Raw genomic sequence first — 20,663 nt, 5'->3', positions numbered from 1 at the left:
CATGTGTCACCCGCATGTCCCGACCCCACAGGTAAAAGTTATGACAACTAACAACGTACCGACCAAAACAGAAAATTGGGCCGATAAAAGCGCGTCTGTTATTGAAAAGGCGCTGGACTGGATTATCGGCAGCATGATGTTTGTGATGTGTGCGGTTATTGCATGGCAGATCTTTTCTCGCTACGTCCTGAAAGATATGTCCTCCTGGAGTGAGGAAGTCGCTCGCTTCTTGATGGTGTGGATTTCCTTGCTGGGCAGTGCGGCTGTATTGCGCCGTGGTGGTCATGTCACTGTCACCATTTTGCTAGATTACCTTTCGAGCAAACTCAAACGGCGCGTATTGATTATTCGCGACCTTTTGATGTTGGCGACTCTGCTCAGCATGACCTACTACGGTTGGGAATTTGCGCAAATCAATGCGGTTCAGCTATCGGCGGCGATGGACATTCCCATGTCTTGGGTTTATGCGTCCCTGTGGCTAGGGATGGGCTTGTGTGTCGTCATTTTGCTCTTGATTCGCTTGGGCAGTCAGTCCGATTGGACATCTGGCAGTACCGATGAGCATCCCTAAGTACGGAAAACACTTTTTATGATCACCGTAACCTTAATTACCCTCCTGACGCTCATTCTCATGCTGATTGGCATGCCGATCGGCTTTGCCATCACGGCGGGCGTTCTGGCTGCTTTGGTAGTGCTGGGTGATATCAGTTTGATGGCGGTTCCCCAGCAATTGTTCAGCGGACTGGACAGTTTCTCCTTGCTGGCTATCCCGTTTTTTGTATTGGCTGGCAGCTTGATGACTTCCGGTGGCTTGACCAGCCGACTGCTGGATTTTGCCAATGCCTTGTTAGGTCGTTTCAAAGGGGGCTTGGCCATGAGCGGCGTGCTGGCCTCTGGCATGTTTGCCGGGATATCCGGTTCGGCGGTGGCAGATACCAGCGCCTTGGGCCGTATCATGATTCCGGCCATGATCCGCTCGGGCTATCCCCCCGGTTTTGCGGGCGGCGTCATTGCGGCAGCGAACGTGGTGGCCCCCATTATTCCGCCCTCTATTCCCTTTATTGTCGTGGCTGTTCTGACGGGCCAATCCATCACAACGTTGTTTCTGGCTGGAGTGGTGCCAGGTGCTCTTTATATGTTGTCCATGCTGGTGTTGAGCTGGTGGATCAGCAAGCGCAATAATTTCCCCACGCAAGGCAAGGCTTCGGGCAAGGAAATCTGGACGACATTCAAGAACTCGGCCTTTGCCTTGCTGCTGCCGATCTTTATTCTGGGCGGTATTCGCAGCGGTATTTTCAACATTACCGAAGCCGCTATTATGGCGGTGATTTATGCTCTGATAGTCGGTACGTTTGTGTACCGTCAGATCACCTGGAAAGTCTTTGTCGATAGTTTGGTCGGCGCAGCCCATACCACCGCCGTGATCATGATTATCGTTGCAGCAGCACGTGTTTTTAGTTGGTTGTTGGCTTATGTCAGCATTCCGGAGGCCATTTCCGCCTTTGTCTTGGAAAACATCAGCAACCCGCTCGTGTTCCTGCTGTTCGTCAATGTGCTGTTGCTGATCGTGGGTATGTTTCTGGAGACCAATGCCGCTTTGGTCATGCTGATTCCTGTGCTTTACCCCATTGCGATGAAATTGGGTATTGATCCTACGCACTTTACTGTGGTTACTGTCGTGAATCTGTGCATCGGTTTGATTACCCCGCCCGCGGGCTTGTGTTTGAATATTTCGTCCTTGCTGGCTCGCATCTCTTTAGAGCGTGGTGTGGTGGGTATTGCTCCTTTCCTGTTAACAGCTTTGCTGGTACTGCTTCTCTTGACCTTGTTCCCACAAGTGTCGGTGTGGCTGCCTAATTTGGTTGCGGGCTCTTAGGATACGTATAAGTAGGTAAAAGGCGGCTGCCTCCCGGACCTTGATGAAGGTTTGGGAGGTTTTTTTTCAAAGTGGTCCTGTTGTTAACCGGTCCGGGCAGGGAAGGCCCACAAGCGTCGCATGGGTCTGGATGAGCCCACGGCTAACTTGGTTTCTGAACCGAACTGGAACAATGACCGCCCTCTAACCCATCCAAAATCGGGCAATCTGGCTGGTGGTCGCCCTGGCATTGCTCAGCCAGCACACTCAGTTTGGCCGCCATGTCCAGCAGCAGAGCCGCGCGGCTTTCCAGATCCTTGATATGTGCCTGGGCCAGTTGCTTGACCTCGCTGCTGGGACGTTGCTGGTCGCGCCACAGGCTGGTCAACTGCTGAATGTCCGCCAGATTGAAGCCCAAATCCTTGGCACGCACAATAAAGTGCAAGGTATCCAGGTCTTGATCCTGGTAGACGCGGTAGCCATTGGGGGCACGGTCACTATGCAAGAGTCCCAGATCTTCATAGTGCCGAATCATCTTGGGTGTCAGGCCGGTTACGCGGGCCGCTTCACTAATCAGCATGGGCTTTCCTCGGGGCAGTGCAAGGGGACTGCGTTATGATTGAAAGAGTCAATTCTGCACATTGTAGAGCGGGCCGTCAGGTAGGTCATCAGGCCCCTGATTGCCTGAGTATGGACTCAAGGAGTGGTGATGAAAGAAATTCAGTGTGATGTTGCCGTCATTGGAGCAGGGACAGCAGGTATGACAGCGTATCGTACGGCCAAACGAGCCGGCAAACGAACGTTGATGATCGAATCAGGCCCTTATGGCACCATGTGCGCACGCGTTGGCTGCATGCCATCCAAGCTGCTGATTGCAGCGGCCGATGCCGCCCATCATGCCCGCCATACCGCTCCCTTTGGTGTTCACGTGGATGGCAATATCCGCATTGAAGGCAAAGAGGTTATGGACCGCGTGCGCCGCGAACGGGATCGCTTTGTGCAGTTTGTGGTGGACGATGTGGAAGGTTTTGATGCCCAGGACAAAGTGCGTGGCCATGCCCGCTTTGTGTCCGAGCATGTGCTGGAAGTGGACGACCATACCCGTATCACTGCAGGACACGTGATTATTGCTACCGGTTCCACGCCGGTGCGCCCCAAGGAGCTGGAGCCGCTGGGGGCTTTGTTAATCAGTAACGAAGAGATTTTCGACTGGACGGATGTACCGGAAAGTGTGCTGGTCGTGGGCACCGGTGTCATTGGTCTGGAGCTGGGCCAGGCGCTGGCGCGCTTGGGCGTGAAGGTGTCCATCATCAACCGTAGTCAGAGTCTGGCGGGTCTTTCCGATCCTGAGGTGCGAGAAGCCGGACGAGCGATTTTCAGCCAGGAACTGAACATTCGTGCCGACGTAGCTGTATTGGGTAGTGAAGTCGTCAATGGCAAGGCGCGCGTGCGCTTGCAGGTGAATGGCAAGGAGTTGGTCGAGGACTACGACTATGTACTGGGGGCGGCAGGCCGCAAACCTCAGTTGGATAATTTAGGCCTGGACAATACCCCTGCACAATGGGATAGCAAAGGGCGGGTGGTCTTTGACCTGGACAGCTTGCAACTGAAAGGCACCTCTATCTATCTGGCGGGCGATGTGAACCAGCGCGCACCTATCTTGCACGAGGCAGCAGATGATGGTCGTCTGGCCGCCTTGCAGGCCGCCAGCAATGGCCAGGACGAGCCTATGGCGCGTCGTGCCCGCATGGCGGTGGTGTTCAGTGATCCGCAGGTGGCCGTGGTTGGCACACCCTTTAAGTCGCTGCCAGAAGGTGCAGTGACGGGTAGTGTGAATTTTGGCAATCAGGGCCGTGCCCGCGTGATGTTGGTCAACCGTGGCTTGCTGCATGTGTATGCAGACAAGGAGGGCAAGTTCCTGGGGGCCGAGATGGTCGGGCCTCAAGCCGAACATATCGCTCATTTGTTGGCCTGGTCCTTGCAGATGGGGCTGACACTGGATCAGATGCTGGCGATGCCGTTCTATCATCCTGTATTGGAAGAGGGTCTGCGTACGGCCTTGCGTCAGGCTCAATCTGCCTTGCGAGGCAAGTAAGCTCATCTGAATGGGGTTGATTTCGTTCTCGGGTTTTTGCCCCGGGAATCTTGATCCTGTATTTGAACTGCCCGCCAAAGCTTGGATGCTGATCCGACCTTGGGCGGGCAGTTTGATTTTCAGGGCATTTTTATTATTTAGCGGCGTTTTGCAGATGTTGCGCGGTGGTCGCCTCGGTTACCGGGTCATGTTCCAGTGCGCCTAGCAAGGAATGCAGCAGGCCGGGAAAGCGTGCCTCCAGATCGTCCTTACGTAGAGACAGTAGGTTTTCCCGTCCAGAGGGTCGTTGCCAGATCACGCCGCTATCGCGCAATACACGCCAGTGATGGGTCATGGTGGATTTGGTTTGGCCTTGCAGCAGCGAGCCACACGCGCGTTCGCCTTCCGAGGCCAAGGCGCGTACAACGGCCAGGCGCAAAGGATTGCCCAGGGCCGTGAGCACATTTTCCAAGCGAATCTGTGCGCGCTCGGGATGATTGGGAAGCATGTAAAGTCCTGTCTTGATTCGTCGCAGTGATTGTACCTGTGTCCACGTACCGTCTCCTGCCTATTAGTCGCCCTTGCTACTGCTTATGCTGTGATTTCTGAACGCTGCAGTAGCGAAAGCAGCGTTTTTATGGAGATGGATTCGGCAATTAATTGATTGCCATGATTATGAGGATGCAGGTGATCGCCCACATCCAGAGCCGCTCGCAGGCGTTGCGGGTCTTGCGGATCGCGTAGCAACGTGTCCAGATCGATAAGGGCATCAAATTCCTGGCTGCTACGCATCCAGGTATTCAGCGCTTGTCGGATGGCTTCTTTCTCTGGGGTGAAGAAGGCATCGAAGGGTGAGCCGCCAAAGGCTCCCTTGAAGGGCGTTAAGGTCAGTCCTACTAGTGGGATGTGCTTGGCATGGGCTTGAGCAATCAGGTCTTGATAGGCCGTAATCAGAACTGCTGCGCTAGGGGGGGCTGTGTCCGGTTCCAGCGGCGTGCCCGGCCAACCCAGATCGTTTAGGCCGACCTGGAGGATGCCCAGTCGGATGCCAGGGACGTTTAAGACATCACGTTCAAAACGGATCTTGGCGCTTATGCCTATGCCATTTTGTCGCAGCCGGGAGCCAGATTGCCCTGCATTGACGACTGCGACGCCATGCGGCACCAAGTGTTTTGCCAGATGATCTGTCCAGCGTTGATCACTATCGATGGATACGCCATTGCCATCAACCAAAGAGTCCCCAATGACGGCCACCACGCTGCGGTTTGTGCTGGTTTCGACCCAGGCGGCGCCGAGTACAGGCAGGGCGGTGATCTCGGTGCCTGTGCAAGAATCAACGTGCTCGACCAAGGTCTGGTTGCCGGGCAGGAGGGTGACAGTACGCCTCGTATCCCAATGAAAGCTGGACACGGGACAACGCTGGGGCAGATAGAAGCGTACAAATAGGCTGGCCAAATCGGGGATATCCAGCTCGAGCGGATCACTGAGCAACGTTTTACCCGCAGCAATAACGGCCTGTGGTTGAGCGGAAAACAGTAGTGTCTGGTGCTTCTGTGTGTTCGAGCCAAGTGCCACACTGACCGGGCCCAGAATCAGTGGCTGTGTGCCGTATTCGTTGGAAAAAAGCAGTCTTAAACGCTTCCCACCCAAGCTGACGCGCAACCTCAAGGCCACCGTTTGTTGGCCGCTTAGCGCTGCCATATTGTTTGGGAAAGGTAGTTCTTCGCCCCAGAGCGGTTGGGTGCTGGCGGTCCAGGTGGCAATCCAGTGGGATGACTTTGAGTGTTCTTGAGATAAGTGGTGCACAGAAAATTCCTTGTTAATAGTACGATTGTAGGCGTACTATTAGATGATTATCAACCACTGAAATAAACAGGAGCCCAACTGCCTTGTTGCGCAAGGTATAAGGACTTCAAGGGAATTATCATGGCCCGCCATACCCCCATTACTCGCTATCGGAACATCGGTATATCGGCACATATTGATGCCGGCAAGACCACGACAACCGAGCGCATTCTTTTCTACACCGGCGTCAGTCACAAGCTGGGGGAAGTGCATGACGGGGCGGCCACCATGGACTGGATGAGTCAGGAGCAGGAGCGTGGCATCACCATTACCTCGGCGGCCACGACCTGCTTTTGGCAAGGCATGGATGGCTCGCTGCCCGAGCACCGTATCAATATCATCGACACCCCCGGCCACGTGGATTTCACCATCGAGGTGGAACGTTCCATGCGCGTGCTGGACGGCGCGGTCATGGTGTATGACGCTGTCGGCGGGGTACAGCCGCAATCTGAAACGGTTTGGCGTCAGGCCAACAAGTACAAGGTTCCGCGCCTGGCTTTCGTCAACAAGATGGACCGTGTGGGGGCGGATTTCTTTCGCGTACGTCAGATGATGGTGGATCGACTCAAGGCCAATCCTGTGCCTGTGGTGATCCCTATGGGGGCTGAAGATGGCTTCAAAGGCGTGATCGACTTGCGCTTGATGAAAGCGATTGTGTGGGACGAGGCCTCTCAGGGCATGAAATTCAGTTTTGAGGACATCCCTGATGATCTGCAGGCCCCGGCCAAACAGTGGCGCGAGCGCATGCTGGAAGCGGCGGCAGAGGCCAATGAAGAGCTGATGAATCAGTACCTGGAAACGGGTGACTTAAGCGTGGCCCAGATTACGTTGGGCCTGCGCTTGCGCACCATTGCCGGAGAGATTCAGCCCATGCTGTGTGGTTCGGCCTTCAAGAACAAGGGGGTACAACGCATGCTGGATGCGGTGGTGGAGCTGCTGCCTTCCCCTGTGGATGTGCCCGCTGTGCAGGGTTTGGACGAGGCCGGTGAAATCGTCACTCGCCAATCTGACGACAATGAGAAGTTCTCAGCATTGGCATTCAAGCTGATGACGGACCCGTATGTCGGCCAGCTAACCTTTGTGCGAGTGTATTCCGGTGTGCTGGCCAAGGGGGATAGCGTCTATATTCCGGGCCGTGGCAAGAAAGAGCGTATTGGCCGGATTGTGCAGATGCATGCCAATGACAGACATGAGGTCGATGAACTGCATGCGGGTGATATTGCCGCCTGTGTTGGCCTGAAAGAGGTCAGCACAGGGGAAACCTTGTGTGATCCTTTGGCCATCATCACGCTGGAGCGCATGGAGTTTTCCGAGCCGGTGATTCGTCAGGCCGTGGAGCCCAAGACCAAGTCCGATCAGGAAAAGATGGGGATTGCGCTCTCGCGTCTGGCTTCTGAAGATCCGTCTTTCCGTGTCAGCACGGACGAGGAATCGGGCCAGACGATTATTGGCGGTATGGGTGAGCTGCATCTGGAAATTATTGTGGATCGCATGAAGCGCGAGTTCGGTGTGGAAGCGAATGTGGGCAAGCCGCAAGTGGCCTACCGCGAAACCATCAGCAAGACCGTGCGTGATGTCGAAGGCAAGTTTGTGCGTCAGTCCGGCGGTAAAGGACAGTACGGCCATGTGGTCTTCACCCTGGAGCCGCAAGAGGCGGGCAAGGGCTTTGAGTTCGTCGATGCCATCAAGGGCGGGGTGGTTCCGCGTGAGTACATTCCGGCAGTGGAAAAAGGTGTGCTGGAGGCCCTGAACAGTGGTGTGCTGGCGGGCTATCCCGTGGTGGATGTGAAAGTCACCTTGACCTTCGGTTCCTACCACGACGTGGACTCGTCCGAGCAAGCCTTCAAGATGGCGGCGATCTTCGGTTTTAAGGAAGCGGCCAAACAGGCTTCACCCGTGATCCTGGAGCCTATGATGGCGGTGGAAGTGGAAACGCCTGAAGACTATGCCGGCAATGTGATGGGTGATTTGTCCAGCCGTCGGGGCATGGTTCAGGGTATGGATGACATGGTGGGGGCGGGCAAGCTGATCAAGGCGGAAGTGCTTTTGTCCGAGATGTTTGGTTATGCCACCACGCTGCGTTCCATGTCCCAGGGCCGTGCAACGTACAGCATGGAGTTCAAACGCTACGCGGAAGTGCCCAGGTCCATGGTGCAGGATCTGGTGGCAGAACGTCAGAGCACACGACAGGGAGGCTGATGACAAAGGGGGCGGGTTTTCCTGTGTCTAACCAGGCACGGGAACCCCCGCCCCTGATGCTTTGCCTGTTGTTGTTGTTGTTGTTGTTGTTGTTGTTGTTGTTGTTGTTGTTGTTGTTGTTGTTGTTGTTGCTGCTGTGTTGTCGCTGCTGGCCAGTCTGATGTGCGGTTTGATTCAGGGCCAAGCCTGCTTAGTTCAGCAGACTGCGTACCCCGTCCGCCAGAACCTGCACCGATTCGGTGTCGGGTGCCAGATACCGCGCCCTGCCTTGCTGATCGAAAATATACACACCACGGCTGTGCGAGACTTCGTAGTTCTCGGGCGCGTTGGGATCGGGTTTTTCAATCTGGAATGCGACCCGGTAACGACGGGCCAGATCGGCAATCTGCTTTTCAGAGCCTGTCAGCCCTGTCGTGTGCTTGCCGTCAAAGGCGGCTATATAACGGGCCAGGGAGTCGGGCGTATCGCGGTGGGGATCCACACTGACAAAGATGATGCGTACCTGTTCGGCATCGTTACCCAGTTCTTCCATGACCAGCCCAAGCTGGGCCAAGGTGGTGGGGCAGATATCCGGGCAACTGGCATAGCCAAAAAACATCATGACGACTTTATCTTTGAAGTCATCCTGGGTGAGTGTTTTGGAACCAGCGGCTTGCAGGGAAAAGCGCAGATCGGGCAGGAAGCCGCGTACGGGATGCAGATTGGCAGCGGCAGCGCTGCCTAGCAGGAACAGGCCCAGCGCCAGTGTCAGGCCAAACTGTTTAAACAAGACAAGAATGGACTTTACTGGGCTGGGTGTCATGGACGTCCTCTGGGTTTAGGCTGGCTCTGGAGTGAGCCCGCTGTGACGAAGCAGGGCGGTAATCGAAGGGTCGCGGCCACGGAAAGCACGGAAGGAGTCGGCAGCGGGGCGCTCGCCCCCTACGGACAAAATCTCACGCCAGAAGCGATGGCCCGTATTGCTGTCGAGGGTATCACGTGCTCCATCCGAGTGGGTATAGGCTTTTTCCTCAAAGGCCGAGTAGGCATCGGCGGACAGGACTTCGGCCCATTTGTAGCTGTAGTAACCTGCGCCATAGCCACCCGCAAACAAGTGCGAGAACTGATGCGGGAAACGGTGCCACTCAGGCGGGAACAGCACGGCGACTTCCTGGCGAACTTGATCCAGAATTTCCATGACGGCATCAATGCTCAGGCCGCTGTCACGCGAGTGGATCAGCATGTCGAACAGGGAGAACTCCAGCTGACGCACCATTTGCATGCCGCTCTGGAAGTTGCGGGCCAGGTTCAGCTTGTTGTAGAGCGCACGGGGCAGGTGCTCGCCGGTTTCCACGTGGGCAGTCAGCATCTGCACGACGGGCCATTCCCAGCAGAAGTTTTCCATGAACTGCGAGGGCAGCTCGATGGCGTCCCATTCCACGGCGGAGAAGGCCGAGGCAGCCGGATCGTCTACCCGCGAGAGCAGCGTGTGTAGGGCGTGGCCGGATTCGTGGAACAGGGTGATCACATCATCATGCGTCAGTAGCGCAGGGCGGCCAGGCTGAGGTTCGGCAAAGTTGCACACCAGGTAGGCGATCGGCAGACACAGCGTTTCACCTAGACGGCGACGACTGCGTTCGCTATCGACCCAGGCGCCGCCTTGTTTGCCTTGACGGGCGTGCAGGTCCATGTACAGATAACCCAGGACCTTGCCATCGGAGGCAATCACTTCAAAAGGGCGCACGGCAGGATGCCAGGCTGGGATATCGACGGCACGCAAGGTTACGTCAAATAAACGCTGGATGACTTTGAACAGGCCACTCAGAACGGCAGGTTCCGTGAAGTACTGTTTGACCTCGTCTTCCGAATAGGCGTAGCGCTGTTCGCGCAGGCGCTCGGCACTGAACGGTACATCCCAGGCTTGCAGGGTTTCCAGGCCCAGTTCTTGTTGAGCGAAGGCTTGCAGCTCGTCCAGATCCTGGCGGGCGTAGGGACGGGCTTTGGCGGCCAGATCACGCAAGAAGCTCATCACCTGTTCTGGGGTGTCGGCCATGCGGGTTTCCAGACGCATATGGGCGTAGCTGGCAAAACCCAGCAGGTTGGCTTCCTGGGCACGCAGGTCCAGCAACGTTTCAATGGCCTGGGAGTTATCAAATTGGGCATCGCCTTGTTCGGAGGCAATGGTGGTGTAGGCCCGGTACATCAGCTCACGCAAGGTCTGGTTGCGAGCGTATTGCATGACAGGCAGGTAGCAAGGCATTTTCAGCGTCAGACGCCAGCCTTGCTGATCGTTTTCTTGCGCAGCGCGTTGGGCAGCGGCCAGCACGTCGTCCGGGATGCCGTCCAGCTCGGCCTGGTCAGTGACCAGGTAATACCACTGATCAATGGCATCCAGTACATGCTCGGAGAACTGTTGCGAGGTTTGCGCCAGCTCTTCGGAAATGCGGGCGTAGTCTTCACGTGCCTGACCTTCCAGTTGCACACCGCTCAGGCGGAAATCGCGCAAGGCCAGGGTAATGATACGTTGGCGCTGGGGCGTCAGGGCGGCAAAGGCCGGGCTGTCAGCCAGAGCCTGGTAACGCAGGAACAAAGGACGGTTCAAGCCTACCCAGGTCGAGAACTCGCTCATGCGTGGCAGGCACTGGTTGTACACCGCACGCAGCTCGGGCGTATTGATGACCGAGTTCAGGTGACCGGCCACCGACCAGGCGCGATACAAGGTTTCGGTGGCGTCGGTGATGGGCTCGACGATATTGCCCCAACTGGGTTCACTATCGTCGTTGGAGACTGTGTCTATGGCTTGGCGGGCCAAGGCCAGCAGTTGGTCCACCGCCTGCTCGATGTGCTCGGGCTGGATGGCGGGATAGTCAATAAGACTGTCGATAGGAACCAGTAAGGGATTTGTCGTCATAAACCGTTGATTAATTTAAAGACTGATGTTGGCCGAGCGTTCGGCCGCTTCCAAGGTATTGACCAGCAGCATGGCAATGGTCATGGGACCCACGCCACCGGGTACGGGCGTAATGGCTGAGGCCACTTCGCTGGCGCTGGCAAAATCCACGTCACCACACAGTTTGCCATCGGCGCCACGATTGATACCGACGTCGATCACCACCGCACCGGGCTTGACCATATCGCCAGTAATGATGCCGGGGCGGCCTACGGCGGCAACCAGCACATCGGCACGGCGGGTCTGGGCGGCCAGGTCACGCGTTTTGGAATTACAGAGGGTGACGGTCGCGCCCGCAGCCAGCAAGAGCATGGCCATGGGTTTGCCCACAATATTGCTGGCGCCCACGACGACGGCCTCTGCTCCACGCAGCGTCACGTTTTCGGACTCCAGCATCTTCATGACGCCGTAGGGCGTGCAGGGGGCAAACAGGGGTTTGCCCGTCATGAGCATGCCGGCATTGCTGACGTGAAAACCATCCACGTCCTTGTGGGGCGCAATGGTTTCAATGACTTTGTGCTCGTCCAGATGGGCGGGCAGGGGCAGTTGAACCAGAATGCCGTGTACCGAGCTGTCCTGATTCAAACGAGTGATCAGGGCCAGCAGCTCGGCTTCGGTGGTGTTGGCCGGCAGGCGGATGATGTCGGATTTCAGGCCGGCGGCTTCACATGCCAGACCCTTGTTGCGTACATAGACTTGGGAGGCCGGATCTTCTCCGACCAGTACCACGGTCAAACCAGCTTGAATGCCGTGGGCTTGCTTCAGTTTGGCAACGCGTTCTGCAACGTCCGCCTTGATAGCGGTGGACAGCTTTTTTCCATCAATAATGCGAGCACTCATTTACGCATCCTCGGACTTGGTGAGGGCGATTTTCATGAGGTCGGCAACCGTAGTGACTTCCAGTTTTTCCATGATATTGGCGCGATGCGCTTCGACAGTTTTAATACTGATATTCAAGTCCCCGGCAATCTGCTTGTTCAGGCGGCCAGCAACAATGCGTTCCAACACTTGCTGCTCGCGCGCTGTCAGGCGGCCCAGGACTTCTTGTTGACTTTTCTGTGCCTGCGCTTGCGAGGCACGTGCGGTAGCTTGCTCGATCATGCGGCTGACAATCGTGCGCAGATCGGCTTCGTTAAAGGGTTTTTCCAGAAAGTCGATCGCGCCTTTCTTCATGGTGCTCACGGCCATGGGCACGTCACCGTGGCCGGTAATGAACACAATCGGGATATTCGATTTACGAGTGATCAGGGCTTCCTGAAGCTCCAGGCCGCTCATGCCGGGCATGCGCACGTCCACAATCAGGACGGCGACCTGGGTAGGATCGTAGGCGCCCAGAAACTCTTCGCCCGATGCAAAGCAGCGGACCCGGTAGCCATTGGCTTCCAAGAGCCAGCGCAAGGAGTCCCGTACGGCTTCGTCGTCATCGACTACGTAAATGGTGCATGGCATTTGCGGGCTGGTCATTCGGGTATCTCCAGTTTGTTATCAAGGGTGTCCACTACATCAGGTGCCGCACAAGGTAGACTGAAACGGAAAATCGTTCCACCCTCTGGATTGCCGACTGCCCATAGGCGGCCGTGATGCGATTCAATAATTGTGCGACAGATGTTCAGGCCCATCCCAAGGCCTTCGGACTTGGTGCTGTAAAACGGTTCAAAGAGGCGCTCGGGGTCTTTCAAGCCATGACCGCGATCGATGACGGCCATCTCCAAAAGCGATTCCTGTTGGGTAATCACCAATTGAAGCACATGATGTTCACTGTGCTCCATGGCTTCGATCCCATTTTTGAGCAGATTCAATAATACCTGTTCTATGAGAATGGGGTCGGCAATGACGTCAGGGACGGGGTCCGGAATGCTCAGTTCAATCTCGATCTGGCGCTTGCGGGCGTCGATTTCGGCAAAGCCGACGGCATTTTCTACAATACGCATGACTTTGACGCGGACGCGGCGTGGCTCACTGCGCTTCACGAATTCACGAATGCGGCTGATGATCTTGCCCGCACGTTCGGCTTGCTGGGCAGCCTTCTCTAGTGCAGCCAGCAGGGTTTCAGGCTGGTAGCGGCCAGATTTCAACATGGCGACAGCGCCCATGCTGTAGTTATTGATGGCGGTCAGTGGCTGGTTCAGTTCGTGTGCCAGCGAGGAGGCCATCTCGCCCATCGTGGTCAGGCGGCTGGTCAACTGAACTTTTTCCTGCTGAATGCGTGAGGCTTCTTCGTGCTTGCGGCGATCAGTAATGTCACGCGCCACTTGCAGGCGTACCCGGCGGCCATCGGTCCAGGCCAGCATGCGGTGATGAACTTCAAACCAGCGGGCCGCCGATTCGGAGTAAATCTCAACGGTTTCATCGGTGAAGCGGCCCAGGCGGCCACCCAGCAATTCAGCGTGACCATTGGATTGGGCGCCGAAGAAGCGACGATAGGTGCGGTTGGCAAACAGCAGCTCCAGACCGTCGGAGGTATCGGCCACCACGGAGATGGCATCATCCAGACCTTCCAGCACCGTCATGAAGCGCTCGTGCGCTGCAGTCAGGGCCTCGCGAATGCGCTTGGGCTCGGTGATGTCTGTCATGGAGGTCATCCAGCCAATCTGTTCTCCATTGGGAGCACGCAAGGGCGAAACATACATACGGGCCGTAAAGCGCGAACCATCACGGCGCTGGGCCTCCACTTCCAGACCGCTGCTGGGTGTTCGGCCCGACAGCAAAAGATCCAGGGTTTCCTGATGCTGTTGATGGCGGCCGGGTAACCAGTAAGGGAAGGGGGCGGTACGACCCACCAGATCGGCTTCGTTCCAGCCAATCATTCGACAAAAAGCCGGGTTCACATAGGCAATGCGGCCTTGCATGTCAAACACGCGCATCCCCGTGGACATGGAGTTCTCCATGGCGCGTCGGAAACCGGTCTCGGCAGTCTGGGCGGCTTCGGCGTGGGTGCGAAAGCGGGTATAGCGCCACAGGGCCAGCAAGCTGACCACAATCACCAGAGACAGGGCCAGAATTACCATCATCAGGCGTTGCTGGCGCGTTTCCTGATCGATGGTCACAAACATGACGCTATCGTTTTGCAAACGCTGCAGCCACAGGAATACCCCCATGACACAGAGGTAGAGAAACAGCACGACAACCGGTGTCAGCCAATAGAATCCACGCCGATTCTGCTTAGCCTGATCATAAAAGGTTGAAGGGATCAGAGACTTTTTGGGATGAGTAGCCATAACAGCAAGAAAAGAAGTATGGCTGGATTGTAATGTAGGGCTATTTTTTTTAGTGATATTTCGTATTATGAAAACACATACCATAAAATGAAATTTTGCTTGAGCCTTTCTGTGTTCTTTCCTAGAATGGTTTGGTGCAGGCGTACCCCGCCTTGAACGCTCACAGTCCGCAATACCCGCTTCGGTCAGGATCGCTTTACTTCTTCTTAGAGGGGCGGCTCAGCGTCGAACAAGACCGGACTACTACCACATATATGGAGACACTATATGTCCTCAACCCAAGACAATAGTTCGGCTCAGGTCAGTCAAGACCAAGCCCTAGAAACAAAAGAGTGGCTTGACGCCCTGGAGGCGGTGGTGGACCGTGAAGGCCCGGCCCGTGCCCATGATCTGATCGAAAAGCTGATCGATCTGGCTCGTCGCTCCGGCGCTCACATTCCGTTCTCGCCCAACACGGCTTATGAGAACACGATCCCTCCCGGTCTGGAACCTGCCCACCCCGGCAATCTGGTGCTCGAAGAGCGTATCCGTTCCTACATTCGCTGGAACGCCATGGCCATGGTCGTGCGCGCTAACCGCGAAACTCCTCCCGATGGCGGTGGTTTGGGCGGACACATTGCCTCGTTTGCATCGCTGGCCACCATGATCGGCTGCGGTCAAAACCATTTCTGGCACGCTGAAACCGAAGATCGCGGCGGCGATATGGTGTTCTTTCAGGGCCACTCCTCGCCCGGTATTTACGCCCGCGCCTTCATGGAAGGTCGTATCTCCGAAGAGCAGTTGAACAACTTCCGTCAGGAAGTCGATGGCAAAGGCTTGCCGTCCTACCCGCATCCCAAGTTGATGCCCGAATTCTGGCAGTTCCCCACCGTATCCATGGGCCTGGGCCCATTGATGGCGATCTACCAGGCCCGTTTCCTGAAGTACCTGCATGCCCGTGGCATTGCTGATACCAGCGGCCGTAAAGTCTGGGTGTTCCTGGGCGACGGCGAGATGGACGAACCCGAATCCCTGGGCGCCATTGGTCTGGCGGCACGTGAAAAGCTGGACAACCTGATTTTCATCGTGAACTGCAACCTGCAGCGTCTGGACGGCCCTGTACGTGGTAACGGCAAAATCATCCAGGAACTGGAAGGGACCTTCCGTGGTGCTGGCTGGAACGTGCTGAAACTGATCTGGGGCGGTTACTGGGATCCCTTGCTGGCCCGCGACAAGGAAGGCATCCTGCGCAAGGTCATGGAAGAAACCGTGGACGGCGAATACCAGGCCTACAAAGCCAATGATGGTGCCTACGTTCGCGAGCACTTCTTTGGCAAGCACCCCAAGCTGCTGGAAATGGTCAGCCGCATGAGCGACGAGGACATCTGGCGCCTGAACCGTGGCGGTCACGATCCTCACAAGGTGTACGCTGCATTTGATGCCGCCACCAAGCACGAAGGTCAGCCTACCGTTATTCTGGCCAAGACCATCAAGGGCTACGGCATGGGCCACGTGGGCCAAGCCAAGAACCCGTCGCACCAACAAAAGAGCCTGGATCTGGACGCCGTACGCGAATTCCGCGACCGTTTCAACATCCCGGTTCCTGATGACAAACTGGAAGAGCTGCCTTACTTCAAGCCAGCGGAAGACTCTCCAGAAATGCAGTACCTGCATGCCCGCCGTCAAGCCTTGGGTGGCTACCTGCCCAAGCGTCGCAACAAGGCGGACGAGCAGTTGACCGTGCCGACACTGGACGCGTTCAAGCCCATGCTGGAAGCCACTGCCGAGGGCCGTGAGATCTCCACGACGCAAGCGTTTGTCCGTTTTCTCAATACTTTGCTGCGCGACAAACAGGTGGGGCCTCGTGCTGTGCCTATCCTGGCGGACGAATCCCGTACCTTTGGTATGGAAGGTCTGTTCCGTCAGATCGGTATTTACGCGCCTGAAGGCCAGAAGTACACCCCGGTCGATAAAGATCAGGTCATGTACTACCGCGAAACGGCCAACGGTCAGTTGTTGCAGGAAGGGATTAACGAGCAGGGTGCATTTAGCTCCTGGATTGCGGCGGCCACGTCGTACTCCAACAACAACCGCATCATGATCCCGTTCTTCATCTATTACTCGATGTTCGGCTTCCAGCGCTTTGGCGATCTGGCCTGGGCAGCCGGTGATATGAAGGCACGTGGTTTCGTGCTGGGCGGCACCGCCGGTCGCACCACCCTGAACGGTGAAGGTCTGCAGCACGAAGATGGTCATAGCCATATTCAGTCCTCGCTGATTCCTAACTGCATATCCTATGACCCCACCTTCGCTCACGAAGTGGCTGTCATCATGCAGCATGGTTTGAAGCGCATGGTGCAGGACCAGGAAGATGTGTACTACTACATCACCTTGATGAACGAGAACTACGCTCAGCCTGGTTTGGTCGAAGGCGATGAAGACGGCATCCTGCGTGGCATGTACAAGTTCAAGTCGGTTGCCAAGGACAGCAAGCTGCGTGTTCAACTGATGGGTTCGGGTACGATTTTGCGCGAAGTGATCGCGGCACAAGATCTGCTGGAAAAAGACTGGGGCATTGGCTCCGATGTCTGGAGTGTCACCAGCTTTACTGAACTGCGTCGTGATGGTCTGGATTGCGAGCGTGCCGCTCTGCTGAATCCGGAAGGCAAGGATCTGCCTGTACCGTACGTGACGACCCAATTGCAAAACACCGACGGTCCTATCGTGGTCTCTACCGACTACATCAAGGCCTTTGGTGACCAGATTCGTCCGTTCGTGCCTAAGAACCGCACACTGAAAGTGCTGGGTACCGATGGCTTTGGTCGTTCCGACTACCGCTTCAAGCTGCGTGAGCACTTTGAGGTTGATCGTCACTTCGTGGTGTTGGCTGCTCTGCGCGCGCTGGCTGAAGAAGGCAAGATTCCGTTCAGCAAAGCGTCCGAGGCGATTGCCAAATACGGCATCAATCCTTCCAAGGCCAACCCGCAGCACGCATAAGGGACTGAATCATGAGCAATATCATTCAAGTCAAAATCCCGGATATCGGTGCTGACGACGCTGTCGAAGTGATCGAAATCCTGGTCAAGGAAGGCGAGACCATTGAGGTCGAGCAAAGCCTGATTACGGTGGAGTCCGACAAGGCCTCCATGGAAATCCCATCGTCTGACGCTGGCGTGGTCAAGTCCATCAAGGTCAAACTGGGTGACAAGGTCAAGGAAGGCAGCTTGGTTCTGGAACTGGAAGCCGCCGAAAGTGCGCAGGCAGCGCCTGCCGCTGAGCCTGCCAAGGCCGAGGCCACGCCTGCTTCCAAGGCTGAAGCGGCGCCCGCCGCCGCAACCGCTGCGGCGGGTGGTGAACAGCAAGTAACGGTTCAAGTACCTGATATCGGCGACGCCCGTGATGTGGACGTGATCGAAATCATGGTTCAAGTGGGTGACACTATCGAAGTGGAACAAAGCCTGATCACCGTGGAATCGGACAAGGCTTCCATGGAAGTGCCGTCCTCCCACGCCGGCGTGGTCACGGCCATCAAAGTGAAGCTGGGTGACAAGGTCAGCCAGGGTAGCGACATTCTGGAACTGACCGTGCAAGGTGCTGCCGCTGCACCGGCCAAGGCCGAAGCCGCTCCTGCTCCTAAAGCTGAATCCGCTCCTGCCGCTCCCGCTGCCGCTGCCGCTGCTGCGCCTGCGGCCAGCTCCTCGGTCGTGGTCGGTGCCGGCGCACCGGCTCCAGAGCGTGTCTCGCCTACGGCTGCCTTTGCCCAAGCAGAAGGCTCATTACGTAATCTGCCCCACGCCTCACCGAGTGTGCGTAAATTTGCGCGTGAATTGGGTGTGGATCTGGCCAAGGTTCATGGCTCGGGCGATAAAGGTCGTATTACGGCTGACGACGTGCGTGGCTTTGTGAAGCAAGTCATGGCTGGCGGCGCTGCTCCGGTTATTGCAGCCGGTACGGCGGCTCAGGTCGGCGGTCTGGATGTGCTGGCCTGGCCCAAGGTTGATTTTGCCAAGTTTGGCCCAGTCGAAACGCAGGCTCTGTCGCGCATCAAGAAAATTTCGGGTGCCAACCTGCATCGCAACTGGGTCATGATTCCTCATGTCACCAATAACGAAGTGGCTGACATTACCTCTCTTGAAGCCCTTCGCAAAGAGCTGAACGAGGAATACAAGAAGTCCGGCGCTCGTGTCACCATGCTGGCTTTTGTCATCAAGGCTGCCGTGGCGGCCCTGAAGAAATTCCCCGAATTCAACGCTTCGCTGGATGGCGACAATCTGGTGCTCAAGCAGTACTACCACATCGGTTTTGCGGCGGATACGCCTAATGGTCTGGTTGTGCCGGTCATTCGTGATGCCGACAAGAAAGGCATTCTGGATATCGCTCGTGAAACGGGCGAACTGGCTGCTGCGGCCCGCGATGGCAAGTTGAGCGCAGCCCAGATGCAAGGCGGTTGCTTCACCATTTCCTCGCTGGGTGGTATTGGTGGTACGGATTTCACACCCATTATCAATGCGCCCGAAGTGGCCATTCTGGGTCTGTCACGTTCCTCCATGCAGCCCGTCTGGAATGGCAAGGAATTTGCGCCACGCCTGATGCTGCCGCTGTCCCTGTCTTACGACCACCGCGTTATCGATGGTGCCTCGGCTGCCCGTTTCAATGCCTTCCTGGCAACGATGCTGGCCGACTTCCGTCGTATTGCACTGTAAGGAGTTGTCATGAGTCTGATTGATCTGACGGTCCCGGATATCGGCGACTCCGGTGAAGTAGATGTCATCGAAGTGCTGGTGCAGGTCGGTGATACGGTCGAGCTCGAGCAAAGCCTGATCACCGTGGAGTCCGATAAGGCCTCGATGGAAATCCCTGCCGCTCAGGCGGGGGTGATCAAGGAATTGCTGGTCAAGGTGGGTGACAAAGTCTCCCAGGGTTCGGCCATTGCCAAGATCGAAGTAGCGGAAGGCCAAGCGGCTCCCGCTGCGGCACCCGCCAAAGAAGAAGCGCCGCAGGCAACTGTGCCTGCCGCTGCTGCTCCGGCCTCGACACCTGCTCCGCAGGCGGCCAGCCATCAGGGTGCTGCGGATGACTCCGTGGATGTGCTTGTTCTGGGCGCTGGCCCAGGCGGGTACAACGCGGCCTTCCGTGCGGCTGATCTGGGCCTGAAAGTGGCTCTGGTCGAGCGCTACAGCACTCTGGGTGGTGTGTGTCTGAACGTGGGTTGTATTCCTTCCAAGGCCTTGCTGCATACTGTGGCGGTCTACGAGGAGGCCAAGTCCCTGGCCACACACGGCATCAAGTTCGGCGAAGCGCAAATCGACATCGATGCGCTGCGCGACTACAAGAACAAGGTCATCGGCAAGCTGACCGGTGGTCTGGCCGGTATGGCCAAGGGCCGCAAGGTCCAGGTTGTGGTCGGTAATGGCCAGTTCCTGGACCCCAATCACATCGAAGTGACCGCCAACGACGGCACCAAGAAAGTGATCAAGTTCGGTTCGGCCATTATTGCTGCCGGTAGTCAGTCGGTAAAACTGCCATTCTTGCCTGACGATCCACGCGTGGTGGACTCTACCGGCGCGCTGGAACTGAAGTCTGTGCCCAAGCGCATGCTGATTGTAGGCGGTGGCATCATCGGTCTGGAAATGGGTACGGTGTACTCGGCTTTGGGCGCACGCCTGGACGTGGTGGAAATGCAAACCGGCCTGATGCCGGGTGCAGACCGCGACGTTGTCAAGGTGTGGGAGAAGATGAACAAGCATCGCTTTGACCACATGATGCTGGAAACCAGCACGGTGGCTGCCGAAGCCCGCGAAGACGGCATCTGGGTAACTTTCGAAGGCAAGAACGCTCCGGCCGAGCCACAGCGCTACGACCTGGTTCTGCAAGCCGTGGGCCGCTCGCCCAATGGTAAGAAGATCGGTGCCGAGAAAGCTGGTGTGCAGGTTACAGACCGTGGCTTCATCCCGGTTGACAAGCAACAGCGCACCAACGTGCCGCATATCTATGCGATTGGCGACATTGTGGGCCAGCCCATGCTGGCACATAAGGCCGAACACGAAGCTCACGTGGCTGCTGAAGTCATCGCCGGCGAAAAATCCTTCTTTGATGCTCGTGTGATTCCTTCGGTGGCCTACACCGATCCGGAAATCGCCTGGGTGGGTCTGACCGAAGATCAGGCCAAGAAAGACGGTATCAAGGTCGAGAAGGGCGTGTTCCCTTGGGCTGCATCCGGTCGCGCAATTGCGAACAACCGTGATGAAGGCTTTACCAAGGTTCTGTTCGATGCGGAAACCCACCGTATTGTGGGTGGCGGTATCGTCGGCACCAATGCGGGCGAGCTGATTGGCGAGCTGGTGCTGGCTATCGAAATGGGTGTGGACCCGGTCGATCTGGCCAAATCCATCCACCCGCACCCCACCTTGTGCGAGTCGGTCAGCAAGGCGGCTGCCGTTGCCGAAGGGACGTGCACGGACTTGCCGCCAGCCCGTCGCAAGTAATACCAGTATTGGCCTGATAGTTAAGGCGTATTGGATCACGGCAGGTGCTATCATCAGCGCCTGCCGTTTTTATTTTGTA

The 20,663-nt window shown here is 56.7% G+C and carries 15 protein-coding genes; 7 read left to right on the top strand and 8 right to left on the bottom strand.

Annotated features, from left to right (window positions below; genetic code table 11):
* Positions 1–40 precede the first annotated feature (40 nt).
* Positions 41–571, top strand: a complete 531-nt coding sequence (locus AC6I6N_RS04230) for a TRAP transporter small permease (RefSeq protein WP_159063932.1) — start codon at positions 41–43, stop codon at positions 569–571.
* An 18-nt stretch (positions 572–589) separates the two neighbouring features.
* Positions 590–1,876, top strand: a complete 1,287-nt coding sequence (locus AC6I6N_RS04225; RefSeq protein WP_094196844.1) for a TRAP transporter large permease — start codon at positions 590–592, stop codon at positions 1,874–1,876.
* A gap of 142 nt (positions 1,877–2,018) precedes the next feature.
* On the opposite strand, the gene AC6I6N_RS04220 is transcribed toward AC6I6N_RS04225, so the two are convergent.
* On the bottom strand, positions 2,019–2,435 hold the full coding sequence (locus AC6I6N_RS04220; protein WP_094196843.1) for a MerR family transcriptional regulator: 417 nt from the start codon (positions 2,433–2,435) through the stop codon (positions 2,019–2,021).
* Positions 2,436–2,564: 129 nt separating this feature from the next.
* Here AC6I6N_RS04220 and AC6I6N_RS04215 point away from each other — a divergent pair, with 129 nt between their 5' ends.
* Positions 2,565–3,950, top strand: a complete 1,386-nt coding sequence (locus AC6I6N_RS04215) for a dihydrolipoyl dehydrogenase (RefSeq protein ID WP_427955466.1) — start codon at positions 2,565–2,567, stop codon at positions 3,948–3,950.
* 133 nt (positions 3,951–4,083) lie between these two features.
* On the opposite strand, the gene AC6I6N_RS04210 is transcribed toward AC6I6N_RS04215, so the two are convergent.
* Both AC6I6N_RS04210 and AC6I6N_RS04205 read right to left on the bottom strand, forming a co-directional pair.
* The gene (locus AC6I6N_RS04210) at positions 4,084–4,437 is read right to left on the bottom strand and encodes an ArsR/SmtB family transcription factor (RefSeq protein ID WP_094196841.1); all 354 of its coding nucleotides are present in this window, start codon (positions 4,435–4,437) and stop codon (positions 4,084–4,086) included.
* A gap of 83 nt (positions 4,438–4,520) precedes the next feature.
* On the bottom strand, positions 4,521–5,735 hold the full coding sequence (locus tag AC6I6N_RS04205) for an SGNH/GDSL hydrolase family protein (RefSeq protein WP_094196840.1): 1,215 nt from the start codon (positions 5,733–5,735) through the stop codon (positions 4,521–4,523).
* Between the two features lie 120 nt (positions 5,736–5,855).
* Between AC6I6N_RS04205 and fusA the strand changes: the two genes are divergently transcribed.
* Positions 5,856–7,973 (top strand): elongation factor G, encoded by a 2,118-nt coding sequence (fusA, locus tag AC6I6N_RS04200; RefSeq protein WP_497943248.1) that lies wholly within the window; start codon positions 5,856–5,858, stop codon positions 7,971–7,973.
* 190 nt (positions 7,974–8,163) lie between these two features.
* On the opposite strand, the gene AC6I6N_RS04195 is transcribed toward fusA, so the two are convergent.
* From AC6I6N_RS04195 to AC6I6N_RS04175, 5 genes are read right to left on the bottom strand one after another with little or no spacing between them, the layout of a single operon-like run.
* Entirely contained in the window at positions 8,164–8,775 is a 612-nt protein-coding gene (locus AC6I6N_RS04195; protein ID WP_230017992.1) for an SCO family protein, read from the bottom strand.
* Between the two features lie 15 nt (positions 8,776–8,790).
* The gene (locus tag AC6I6N_RS04190; protein ID WP_094196837.1) at positions 8,791–10,863 is read right to left on the bottom strand and encodes a M3 family metallopeptidase; all 2,073 of its coding nucleotides are present in this window, start codon (positions 10,861–10,863) and stop codon (positions 8,791–8,793) included.
* Between the two features lie 15 nt (positions 10,864–10,878).
* On the bottom strand, positions 10,879–11,742 hold the full coding sequence (gene folD, locus AC6I6N_RS04185) for a bifunctional methylenetetrahydrofolate dehydrogenase/methenyltetrahydrofolate cyclohydrolase FolD (protein WP_094196836.1): 864 nt from the start codon (positions 11,740–11,742) through the stop codon (positions 10,879–10,881).
* On the bottom strand, positions 11,743–12,366 hold the full coding sequence (locus AC6I6N_RS04180; RefSeq protein ID WP_094196835.1) for a response regulator transcription factor: 624 nt from the start codon (positions 12,364–12,366) through the stop codon (positions 11,743–11,745).
* On the bottom strand, positions 12,363–14,120 hold the full coding sequence (locus tag AC6I6N_RS04175) for a PAS domain-containing sensor histidine kinase (protein ID WP_094196834.1): 1,758 nt from the start codon (positions 14,118–14,120) through the stop codon (positions 12,363–12,365). Before AC6I6N_RS04175 ends, AC6I6N_RS04180 begins: the two co-directional genes overlap by 4 nt.
* Before the next feature lie 267 nt (positions 14,121–14,387).
* Here AC6I6N_RS04175 and aceE point away from each other — a divergent pair, with 267 nt between their 5' ends.
* The 3 genes from aceE to lpdA are packed head-to-tail and all read left to right on the top strand — an operon-like array spanning position 14,388 to position 20,584.
* Complete coding sequence (aceE, locus tag AC6I6N_RS04170; protein ID WP_094196833.1) at positions 14,388–17,096, top strand: pyruvate dehydrogenase (acetyl-transferring), homodimeric type; 2,709 nt, start codon at positions 14,388–14,390, stop codon at positions 17,094–17,096.
* Between the two features lie 11 nt (positions 17,097–17,107).
* Positions 17,108–18,802, top strand: a complete 1,695-nt coding sequence (aceF, locus tag AC6I6N_RS04165; RefSeq protein WP_497943247.1) for a dihydrolipoyllysine-residue acetyltransferase — start codon at positions 17,108–17,110, stop codon at positions 18,800–18,802.
* 9 nt (positions 18,803–18,811) lie between these two features.
* Complete coding sequence (gene lpdA / locus AC6I6N_RS04160) at positions 18,812–20,584, top strand: dihydrolipoyl dehydrogenase (RefSeq protein WP_094196831.1); 1,773 nt, start codon at positions 18,812–18,814, stop codon at positions 20,582–20,584.
* The last annotated feature ends 79 nt before the right edge of the window (positions 20,585–20,663 follow it).

It is taken from the genome of Alcaligenes sp. LTN-3 (genome assembly GCF_059735605.1).
Note: the sequence above shows the minus strand (reverse complement) of the source record. Positions and strands in the feature narration are given on the sequence as shown.